Below are 11,413 nucleotides of genomic sequence, written 5' to 3'. Positions count from 1 at the left end.
CAACGCTTTGCCTGCCAGACCGATGCCGAGACGGCAATGAAAGTCTTTAGCAAGACGTTAAAAACAACCCGCATCAGTGAGTTTGACTGTATAGCCCACCCCGTGTTCTTAGGTAAAGGTCGCCCCAAAAAAGGACAACAGCCAGCATACTATGAATACCAACTCGATGGGCTGATAGCCACCTGTTTGGATAAAGTTGGAATAGCTCAGGCGCAAACCGGGATGTTTATCCTCGCAACCAATGATTGTAGCGGGGAACTCAGTATGCAGACAGTGTTAGATACCTACAAATCCCAGCAACATGTTGAGCGGGGATTTCGTTTTCTCAAAAGTCCGGAATTTCTGACATCCTCACTGTTTCTGAAGAAACCGGAAAGGATTGAAGCGCTGCTCATGGTGATGACGTGCAGTCTGATGATATACGCCGCCCTTGAACACCGGATCCGAACGTCATTAAAAGAAAGACAACAATACTTCCCTGACATGAAAAAGAAACCGTCCCAGAAGCCAACGGCACGATGGGTATTTCTGTGTTTTAGTGGGATCCACGAAGTCAGCATTGGTGACTCTCCCCCCGTAATCACAGACAAACAGGAGCGCCAGCAGGTGATCATTGATGTACTTGGCACATTATACCAAGAGATTTATTCCTGAATTTGATGCGGAATGTCGGAATCAAATTTGTTTGCAAAACATTTCGATTTCACGATTCTTTTTGTGCGCGTTTGGTTTAGTGATTTGCCTTATAGGTAGCATCGGGTAAATACTTTTTGCTATGCACATAATGATTACCGCTGCTAAACAAAATCTGTTTACCGCATCTACCAGTGGCTGACCCATTGAATGCATAAACCGCCTGAACGGCTTTGGTTTCAATTAAATGTGGGTGTCCTATTTGGTTTTTATCGAAACGACATTAAGGTTGTTTGCTATCCAAAGTGGTTTACTCAAAACCGCCAAGGTCTTTTGACTTAACAAATTGCATGAGTGATTCGACACCCTGAGCACCGTACTCACGAATAACATCAGCAGGTACTTTACTACCGAATCCAACCAAGGGTTTAGATGTGAACCATGACCAAGCTTCTGTTGAAGAGTCAAACCAAGGTTCAACTCTTTCGAAGACCTCAATGACAGCCCTTAAACGGACAGTAGCGGCTTCATCAACGCTCCCGCTCAAGTCGTTCAACGAGACACCAGTATACGCGCAAAAGACCTCGTCATCAATGTTCAGGATCACCGGCCCGGTATAGGCAATGTGCATCCACACCGAGGCGGAGCCTGGCCCGCCATTAAAGCTAATAACCAGCGGGCGGGTGCTGTCGTCTTTAATATCGCTGCGCTTGTAATAGGTGTAATGCAAAGCGGCGACTGCATCACCTTTGTCGTTCCATACCGGTTGGGTTCCGGTAGTGGCAGTGTAATTTACCCGGTTGCCGTTAATTGTGGTTTTATGTTCGGTTACTATGGCACTGTCCGGCTCGATGGCGCGACCGTAATCTTCAGCATAGCCACATGGCGATGCCAGCAGTGAAATGCCCACGGTCAACGTGAGTAGTGATTTAATAAGTGTCATTAGTGCTCTCTTTTTTTATTGTCGTGTCACTTGTCATCATGGCACAAAAAGCAGAGCAGGTTGAGTATGGTCAGGGTATGCTGCCGGATCCCGGCGATAGTTGTCTTTGACGCTTTGCAACCAGTGGATAGGTGGTGATACAAGTCGGCACTTGTATCACCACAATAAAGCTTACAGGTTATATTGCTGTTCCAGCTCGGCCACCCGGGCTTTAGAATCGGCCGCCTCAAAAATGCGATCGGCCAGTCGACGTTTTGCCAGCGGCGTTAAGTCCATCTCCAGCAACAGTTCAATGTAATTAAGGTAGATTTCATCACTGCGTACCGGTTCAGACATCACACTGTCGTAGATAGCTTTCGCGTCTTCGGTTTCACCTTTATCAATGAGTACCTGTGCAAGGGTGTCGGCAATCTCGGGAGCCTTGGGTACTAGCTTGAGCGCCTGTCTGGCATGCTCTTCGGCAGCTTCCAGCATGCCTTCCTGATGTTCGAGATAAGCCAGATTATTGAGCGCAATGGCATTCTCTGGCTGCTTTTCAGCAAGCTGGCGGTAAACGTCGATGGCCTTGCTTCGGTCACGCTGTATCAGACGCTCGGCAAACAACAGCATCGCCTGGGTATTGTCTGGGTTGTTTTCCCTGAATTCAGTAACTAACTCAAACGCTTTGTCCGGCTGACCGGCCATTTCGTAGGCAGCCATGGCTAACAGCAGGTTGCGGGTATTCGGAATGGCCTCGTACGCAGCCAGTGCATTGGGAATGGCTGCGGTTGGATTATCACGGTAAAGCTGTAACCGTGCTCTGATCCCCTTAACGTAAGGTAACTGCTTTTCTTGCTCCGACAGTTGATTAAGGATGGCTTCGGTTTGCGGAATTTGCCGCAACATGGCATGAAAATGCGCTTTGACTATTTCAATTTGCCGGTCCGGGCGCTTTTCCAAAAAGCCCGCGGTCAACTCCACACCATTCTGGAAGCGGCTTTGCAAATCAAGGATCATAGCCATACCCAGCACAGCGGTTTTGTGATTTGGCTGTTCATTCAGCCACGCCTCGTAATGCGCTTTCGCTTCGTTTATCCGCGACCCCGCCAGCAATAACCGGCCTCTGGTATCCCAGTATAAATCGGGCGTATCGTCGTTAAGCTTGACCTGCTCAATAAGCTCAATACCATCCGCAACCCGTTTTTCGGCCAGATAGACTCTGGCCAGAATGGTTTTTGGTACATCCTCGTCCGGATGACGGGCAACCACTTCCTGAATCGTATTCACCGCTTCGTTGGCTTTGCCGATTTGCTTTTGCACAATGTAAAGTAGCGCCAGCGATGCCTGATCGGTTGGGTCGATAGTGAGCGCCTGATTAATAGCATCCAGCGCCTGCTGTGGCTGTTTTTGCACCATGGCCAGCGAGACCCGCTGAATTTTAGCTTTTATGCTGTTGCTGTCTAATGCCTCAGCTTTGATGATGGCGGCCTCGGCAGCCTCGTAGTTTTGCTGAGCAAGGTAAACCTGCCCTTTCACCAGCCAGGGCTGAGCATTTTGCGGTTCGGTTTTTTGCCAGTTTTCTGCTACTTCCAGCGCTTTATCGAACTGACGGGTAGCAATGTAGGCATTGGCCAGTGTTTGCTGGCCCATAGTGAGTTCTGGTGCACGCTCTACTGCAGCTTCCAGATTAACCAGGCCTTCGGCATCGTTAATCGACAGCTGTAATACCCCGATACGGGTTAAGTCTTCTGCCGAAGTAGCAATAGGCACCGACTTTTCAATCATCGCCTTAGCGTCGACCACGTTACCGCTTTGCAGTAACTGATACCCGGCTTTGGAAAACAGCATGGCGTCGTTTTCTGCTTCACCATCGACTCTGGCCAGGATATCGGTAGCTTCTTCATTTTTGCCCTGTTGCAGCAAGCTGTTTGCCAGCATCCGCAGTGCTGCATGAGACGGTGGTAAGTCGGAGGCAATCATCGACAGATGTCGGGTGGTCGCAGCATAGTCTTCTAATTGATAAGCACAAAATCCGGCTAACAAACGGGCCAGCGGATCATTACGACCGTTCTGAATGGCAGTTTCCAGATGCTTAAGTGCTACGCCAAAATTGCCCTCACGCGCTTCAATAACGCCCTTAAACTGATTTAGCAAAGGATTGGTAGCACTCTTCTGCAGCAACTCATCTACTAATGGCGCTGCGTCTGCAAATCGCTTGGCATCCATCAGAATAGCGGTGAGGATAAATTTGGTTTCGGTATCATCCGGCGCTACGTCCAGATACGCATCATAAGCAGTAACGGCAGCATCCAGGTTACGTAAATACATATTCAGCCGTGCTTGCTGCATCAACACGTCTTTGTTAAGCGGCGCCTGTTGGTGCAGGGTATCGATGGCTTGCAATGCACCTTCATAATCGTCATCCAGCACTTTACCGAGCGCCAGCGATAGCCCCTTATACACGCTCGATGTGTCTATTTGTGCAATGTCGTCAAGCAGGACCCGGGCTTCTTTGGTTTTTTCCAATCGCAGCAGGGCTTCCAGTTTGTAGTAGGTTACCTCGGCCCGTTTAACCGGCGTCAGACCATCCACGTTGTGGTTAATCTCTGACAAGGCGACTTCTGAATTGGTTTCCTGATAAGCCCGGGTGATCAATGGCAGCACTTCGCTGACCTCATAGCCAAGATCCAAGGCCCGGTTGAGCTCTTTTTCCGCGGCTGCAAAGTCTTTTTGTTGCAGATAGAGCTGGCCAAGTTCAAACCGTGCGTTGGGATCCTCCGGGTCTTTTTGAATGGCGCTTTTATATTCGATAATGGCCGACGGGTTATCCTTCGCCTCAACAAACTGGCGTGCTGCGAGCATGTGTTCTTCACTGGTTTTCTGACCGCAGCCGGTCAGTGACAGGCTGGAAATTCCCAGCATTACAGCAGCTAACACCGCGTTACGATTAAATGACTTTCTTTTCATAAAGCTTACCTTGCAAATGATTCTCAGACTTTCCGTATTGTTGCAGCGACTAATACCAATCAGACGTGGTATCCACGCTACTATTGGCCTATAATAGTGTTTTAATAATCAGCTGGCTCTTCTGCTATGCACCATCCGAGTTATTCAGGATCCGTAATTTAATGACCACAAATGTCGAACTGACCTTCACAGACCTTAATCTTCCGCAGCCTATCTTACAAGCCTTGGAGAAAGTTGGCTACGAGAAACCGTCGCCAATTCAGGCGGAAAGTATTCCGTTACTACTGAACGGACACGATCTGTTGGGTCAGGCGCAAACCGGTACCGGTAAAACGGCAGCTTTCGCGCTGCCCATGCTGGCCAATCTGGACATCGAAGGCAACTATCCGCAGTTGCTGGTACTTGCCCCGACGCGGGAGCTGGCTATTCAGGTAGCCGAGGCATTTCAGGCCTATGCCAGCTTCTCTAAAAAAATTCGCGTACTGCCGGTATATGGTGGTCAGTCATACGATAACCAGATCCGCCAGTTAAAGCGTGGCGTACAGGTAGTGGTTGGTACCCCGGGCCGGGTTATCGATCACATTAAACGCGGTACACTTAAACTTGACCAGCTAAAATTTTTGGTGCTCGACGAAGCCGACGAAATGCTCCGCATGGGCTTTATCGACGACGTAGAACTCATTTTAAGTCATGCTCCGGCAGAACGTCAGACGGCATTGTTCTCAGCAACAATGCCCGGACCAATCAAAAAAATAACCGAGCGTTATTTAAAAGATCCCAAGCATGTCAAAATCGCCTCCAAGGTAAGTACCGCCAGCACTATCCGCCAGCGTTACTGCCAGGTTGCCGGTCACCACAAGCTTGAAGCGCTGACGCGTATTATGGAAGTGGAACCCTTCGACGGTGTGATTATCTTTGTGCGCACCAAAACCGCAACACTGGAATTATCCGAGAAACTGGCCGCACGGGGTTATGATGTGGAGCCGTTGAATGGTGATATTCCGCAGAACGCCCGGGAGCGTACTGTTGATCGCCTGAAGCAAGGCAAGATTGATATTCTGGTTGCCACCGATGTAGTAGCCCGTGGTCTTGACGTAGAACGTGTTAGCCACGTAATTAACTTCGACGTACCATACGACACAGAAAGTTATGTACACCGTATCGGTCGTACCGGCCGTGCCGGAAGAACCGGTGATGCTATCCTGTTTATCTCTCACCGCGAAAAGCGCATGCTGCAATCGATCGAACGGGCGACCCGCCAAACCATCGAAGCCATGCCGATTCCGTCGATCACTGAGCTAAACGAAACGCGCCTGAGCAACTTTAAACAAAGCATCTCAGAGGCCACCAAAGACGACAGCATTGAAAACCTGATACCAATTGTGGATATGCTGCGCGAAGAAATCGAAGCCAGCCCGGAAGTATTACTGGCCGCACTGGTAAAAATTGCCCAGGGTGACGAGCCGTTACTGCTAAAAGAATCTGACCGTCCGGACCTGCACAGCAAGCCCCGTCGTGACCGTGACTTTGATGGTGGTAACCGCCGCGACCGTGATGGTGGCAGAGGCCGTGACGCACGCCGTAAGTCACCGCGAGACAGTCGTCGCCCGGATGAAGGCAAGCAACGCTTCCGTATCGAGGTGGGACATGTACACGGTGTTAAGCCCGGTAATATCGTAGGCGCCATTGCTAACGAAGCCAATATCGACAGCAAACACATTGGCGCTATCGAAATATATGATAATTTCAGTACCGTAGATTTACCGGAAGGAATGCCGGCAGACACCCGCCAAACCTTACAGGGCACCCGCGTTGCAGGCCAGCGTCTGGCCCTTCGCGAATGGTCTGATAAGCCACCAGCAAAAGGCAAAGGTAAAGGTCCTGGGGCAGGCAGAGGCAAACCTCGCGGTAAATAACGTTAACGTCTAAAAAATTCTTTTTTATTCGTTTGAACAATATAAAAAACGGGGCACACTAGCTGCAATTGGAAACACTGAGAGTTTGATATGCGCTACTTCCCGTTATTCATCGATACACAGAACCTGCCCTGCCTGATAGTGGGGGCGGGTGAAGTGGCCGCTCGCAAGCTCGAACTGTTACTGAAAAGCGAAGCGCAGGTAACGGTAGTAGCACCTGAAATCTGTGGCACGGTCAGGCACCTGGCCAGCTCTGCTCAGGTTTCCCTTCATCAACGTCCCTTTGAAACTTCAGATCTCGACCATGTCAGAGTGGTGTTTGTTGCTACCAGTGACGAAGCGTTAAATGCTGAAATTCATGCCGAAGCCACGGCTCGGGGTTTACTGGTAAACGTTGTTGATAACACGCCCTTATGCGGGTTTATTACGCCCTCAATTATTGATCGCTCGCCAATTGTCATTGCCATGAGCAGTGGCGGTCATGCGCCGGTTCTGCTGCGTTACATGCGCCAGAAGCTGGAATCGTTGATTCCCGCCAATATCAGCAAACTGGGGGCTTTTTCTGAAAGATTCCGAAATAAGGTTAAATCAACGCTTTCTTCGGTTACCGCGCGGCGGTATTTCTGGGAGTCCGTGCTCGACGGTGACATCGCCGAAGAAGTCACCCAGGGGAATAACGAAAAAGCCGAGCAAAAGTTTGAGGCGGCTCTCGCGGCTGCCGCTGAAAATAAACAAACCGAAGGTCAGGTTTATTTAGTTGGTGCCGGACCGGGCGATCCGGATTTGCTGACCTTTCGCGCATTACGCCTGATGCAAAAGGCCGATGTGGTGGTGTACGACCGCCTGGTATCGCCGCAGATCCTGGAACTGGTGCGTCGCGACGCCGAAAAGGTATACGTAGGCAAAGCCAAAAGCATTCATACCGTTCCGCAGGACGATATCAATCAGCTATTAGTGAAATATGCTAAAGAAGGTAACCGGGTTGTACGTCTTAAAGGCGGCGATCCCTTTATCTTTGGTCGTGGTGGCGAAGAGATCCAACACCTGATAGAAGAAGGCATTTCCTTTCAGGTAGTGCCGGGAATTACCGCGGCAGCCGGTGCCGGCAGTTATGCAGGAATTCCACTTACGCACCGCGATCACGCGCAGTCTGTGGTATTTGCCACCGGCCATCTAAAGAATAACACCATCGATTTAAACTGGCCTTCGCTGGCGCAGCCAAATCAGACCGCGGTGTTTTATATGGGCTTAACCGGCTTGCCGATTATCTGTGAACAGCTAATTAAACACGGATTAGCGCCCACAACGCCTATCGCGTTGGTACAGTCAGCAACCACCCACCAGCAAAAGGTGATCACCGGTACACTGGCCGATATGCCTGACCATCCGCAACTGGGTGAAATAGCACCGCCAGCACTTATCATCGTGGGTGGCGTAGTTAGCCTGCATAAACAACTTAACTGGTTTGAGCCGGGCCAGCCTGCTTAGGCTGCTCATAAGCTGAAAAATTGCGCTACACTTAAAGGATGACTCTGCTAAGTTGCGCGCAATGAAATATCTCAGCTTTATTGGTTGCTTCTACCTGCTTTACAGCTTGCTCAATGTTGCCCAGGCAGAGCAAACCGCATATCGCCGTTCAGCCACAGCAGAGGGAACCCAGTACACCTTTGCCTGGCTCGATCACGATAGCAAACCCCGTAAAATTTCATTTTTACTGCCCGATGACAGCAGCCAGCAGTTGCCTGTTCAACAGGTTAACTACAATCCTCAACTGGCACTCAGGGCAGTCGAGATAGAGTTACTCAAAGCTGCGCGGGATATTGATCCCCGGGAGGCTCGTTTTAAGCTGATTAACCGGCATGATTCGCTGGAGTTCAGCTTAAGCGGTAAAGATGAAAAACGCCTCGATGAGCTGACCACTGAGTTAAAGGAAACCCAGCAGACCGCTCTCGATAACTACCTGACCGAGCGTTATTTTCAGCATTACCAAACGCCGCTGTTACAGGAAGCCATTAAACCCAACCACATACGCTACATTGAAGAAAGCACGCTGCCACTGATCCCGTTAGCCCAGTCGCTGTATGATATCGTTGATGAGCAATCCAATGCCCGCTCATACCTTAATTTGCTGCTTAGCTGGGCACAGACCATCCCCTACGATGAACTGACCAATCGCGTAACGAGCAACGGCTCAGGCTTTTCTCCGCCGTTGGCAGTGCTTAATCAAAATCTCGGAGACTGCGACAGTAAGTCTGTACTCACTGCGTCTTTAATAAGAGCTTTTCTGCCGAATAACTCTATGCGACTCGTGCTGTTACGCAACCATGCTTTACTGGCCATTGCCATGACTCCGCTTACAAAAGACACCACAATGATGATAGACGGCATGCCGTTTATTCTGCTCGACCCTACCGGTCCGGCACAGATGAAACTCGGCGAAGTCAGTAAATCTACCAAGCAGGCAATAGCCTCTCAACAGTACACACTTGAAGTTATTCCGCCCGCAGCAGCCAGGCAACAGTAGGCTGGTAATTTAATCCCGATTAAAAACAGAGATATTAACGAACGTAAAAACCATTTTGCCAGTGCTCACCCGAACATCAGAGCAAAGACTACTACGTTAAAATAGCGCACGCAGCCAGTATCAAACCAGTTGAAAATCAGCTTGATAAATGTAATAAAGTCTTCCCGTTTGTGTCCAGAGTAAGCTCCCGGAGTCTGCTATTAAACCGCTAAATTGCTGGCTCGTTCTGGCAATCGCCCTCGCTTTTGTGAGCGGTCATTCTTCTGTTAATGCCAGCGAAAATTATGCAGGCGCAGAGGCCTGTATTGCTTGTCATAAAGCCCAGGGCGATGCATGGCTGAGCTCCGATCATTATCAAAGCATGCAGCCTGCTGATGAAAACGTGGTGCTAGGAGATTTCTCGGGTACTAAGTACACCTTTGGCAAACGCACTTCGCGGTTCTTTGAACAAGACGGTGAGTATTTTATAGAAACTCTCAACCAACAGGGCAAGCAACAGACTTACCCTGTTCGCTATGTCTTTGGTTACCGTCCACTGCAGCAATATTTACTGGAAACCGAGCCAGGCCGCTTACAGGCGTTTGATGTTGCCTGGGATACCCGGCCCGGGTCTGAAGGCGGTCAGAGGTGGTATCAACTGCAAGATGAAAGTGTTACTGATCCTGAGCATCCCTTTTTCTGGACCGGTTACTATCAAAACTGGAACAGCCGCTGTGCCGCCTGTCACACTACCGATTTTGAAGAACAATTTAACAGCGAAACCAATCAGTATCATTCCACCTGGACGGACGTGAACGTTGCCTGTGAAAGTTGCCATGGCCCAGGTCAGGAGCATATACAGAGTATTACTGACAAAACCTATTCTTCTGATAATACCGGTTTAAAAGAGCTGGGTGAAAAGCTTGTCTTTCATTTTAGTGATGGCGACCCTATCGCACGCCCGCAGCGGTCACCGCAAAGCCCTTCACTGGCACTGGACACCTGCGGAGCTTGTCATAGCCGACGGTCCGAGCTACAGGAGCCCTCAGGCACTGAGCCCTATCACCAGCGATTTCAATTGGAAGGACTGGATGAGCCACTGTATTTTAGTGACGGACAAATTCGTGAAGAGGTGTTTGTTCTGGGGTCATTTCTGCAAAGTAAAATGGCTGAAGCCGGAGTAACCTGCACAAATTGTCATGATCCTCACACTGGGAAAACACTTTTACCCGGCGCCCAGGTATGCGGTACCTGCCATGCACCAACCGTTTTTGCAGCACCTGAACATACTAATGGACATGAAGGTGCTGACTGCCTTGATTGCCATATGCCAGAACGTATCTATATGGGCGTTGATGCGCGTCGCGACCACCGATTCCACCGCCCCAGCCCTAAACACCCGAATAGCAGCGCCCCCTGTAAAACCTGCCATGAAGATGCATCCGAAGGATGGCTGACAGACGCTCTTAAAGCCTGGCCAAAACGACAGGGCGCGTCTCCAGACACACTTGGCGAGTGGGCAGCCTTAAACCAGCGCTTATCAGCTCTGGATGTCACCGCAGTGAATGCCGCCAGTAACCTGTTGAACGAAGATAAACTTCCCTCATTGGAAGAGGCCGCGCTGGTCGAGAAAATGGTTGTTATTGCGCCCCAACGCATGCTCGAAAAGGTTTCCGGCATGACTGATGACGATGATCCCATTATCAGACAAAGTGCTGCGCGTGCAGCCGCGAGTTTACCCGAAGCCAGTCAGTATCAACTCTTACTTAAATTAAGTCAGGACCCGATCAGATCGGTGCGAGCGGAAGTAGCCAGTACGCTTTTATCGCTGAGCCCCCAATGGTTTTCAAGGGCACCTCAACTGACCGCGTTGCTGGAGGAGTACCAGCAACTATTGCGTGATAGCCAGGATCACCCTGGCGCAAATCTAGGTTTAGCCAAGATTGCTTCGCTCCAACAGCAAATTCCCGTTGCAATAAAGCACTATGAACTGGCATTGCAAATAGATCCTCAGCATATCCCCTCATTACTGAGTTATTCGGACTTTCTACGCAGTTTTGGTAACGAAGATAAAGCCCGTAGGCAGTTGGAGCTCGCCCTGCGATATGGCAGTGATATGGCTGCGGTACAGTTCTCTTACGGACTACAGAAAATTCGCGACAAGGCATACCAGCAAGCGCTTCCCCATCTCACTAAGGCAGCAAACTCAACTGAAGCCATACCAAGATATGCCTTTGTAAGTGCAGTGGCGTTATGGCAACTCAATTATCGAAAGGACGCCATCACTGTTCTGGCCGAAGCTCACACTCGCTGGCCAGGCAATTACGATATATTAGTGACCCGGGCAAAATATGCTTACCAGCTGAGAGATGTAACCGCTTTGAAAACCGCAGTTAAAGCGTTAGGTGAGTACTATCCCAATGACGCCACTTATAAGCAGTTACTGGGATTGCTTAACTAAGAGTTGCAGTG

7 protein-coding genes are annotated in these 11,413 nt (G+C 49.9%); 5 read left to right on the top strand and 2 right to left on the bottom strand.

Annotated features, from left to right (window positions below):
- Positions 1-654 (top strand): IS1634 family transposase (locus C6Y40_RS17795; RefSeq protein ID WP_146129520.1); only part of this gene is annotated, 654 nt, incomplete at its 5' end.
- A gap of 289 nt (positions 655-943) precedes the next feature.
- Here the strand turns inward: C6Y40_RS17795 and C6Y40_RS25600 are convergent.
- Together C6Y40_RS25600 and prsT are read right to left on the bottom strand one after the other, a co-directional pair.
- The gene (locus C6Y40_RS25600) at positions 944-1,576 is read right to left on the bottom strand and encodes a hypothetical protein (protein WP_420836943.1); all 633 of its coding nucleotides are present in this window, start codon (positions 1,574-1,576) and stop codon (positions 944-946) included.
- A 171-nt stretch (positions 1,577-1,747) separates the two neighbouring features.
- Complete coding sequence (gene prsT, locus C6Y40_RS17785) at positions 1,748-4,522, bottom strand: XrtA/PEP-CTERM system TPR-repeat protein PrsT (protein ID WP_105935744.1); 2,775 nt, start codon at positions 4,520-4,522, stop codon at positions 1,748-1,750.
- A gap of 161 nt (positions 4,523-4,683) precedes the next feature.
- Between prsT and C6Y40_RS17780 the strand changes: the two genes are divergently transcribed.
- From C6Y40_RS17780 to C6Y40_RS17765, 4 genes are all read left to right on the top strand, one after another.
- Complete coding sequence (locus C6Y40_RS17780) at positions 4,684-6,438, top strand: DEAD/DEAH box helicase (RefSeq protein WP_105935743.1); 1,755 nt, start codon at positions 4,684-4,686, stop codon at positions 6,436-6,438.
- A 90-nt stretch (positions 6,439-6,528) separates the two neighbouring features.
- Complete coding sequence (gene cysG / locus C6Y40_RS17775) at positions 6,529-7,926, top strand: siroheme synthase CysG (RefSeq protein ID WP_105935742.1); 1,398 nt, start codon at positions 6,529-6,531, stop codon at positions 7,924-7,926.
- Between the two features lie 61 nt (positions 7,927-7,987).
- A complete protein-coding gene (locus C6Y40_RS17770) occupies positions 7,988-8,962 on the top strand; it encodes a hypothetical protein (protein ID WP_105935741.1) in 975 nt (324 codons plus the stop codon).
- Between the two features lie 247 nt (positions 8,963-9,209).
- Complete coding sequence (locus C6Y40_RS17765; RefSeq protein WP_105935740.1) at positions 9,210-11,402, top strand: ammonia-forming cytochrome c nitrite reductase subunit c552; 2,193 nt, start codon at positions 9,210-9,212, stop codon at positions 11,400-11,402.
- The last annotated feature ends 11 nt before the right edge of the window (positions 11,403-11,413 follow it).

This window comes from Marisediminitalea alba, assembly GCF_002993365.1.
Lineage (GTDB): Bacteria > Pseudomonadota > Gammaproteobacteria > Enterobacterales > Alteromonadaceae > Alteromonas > Alteromonas alba.
The sequence above is the reverse complement of the archived record's forward strand: the minus strand, read 5'-3'. Positions and strand labels throughout refer to the sequence as shown.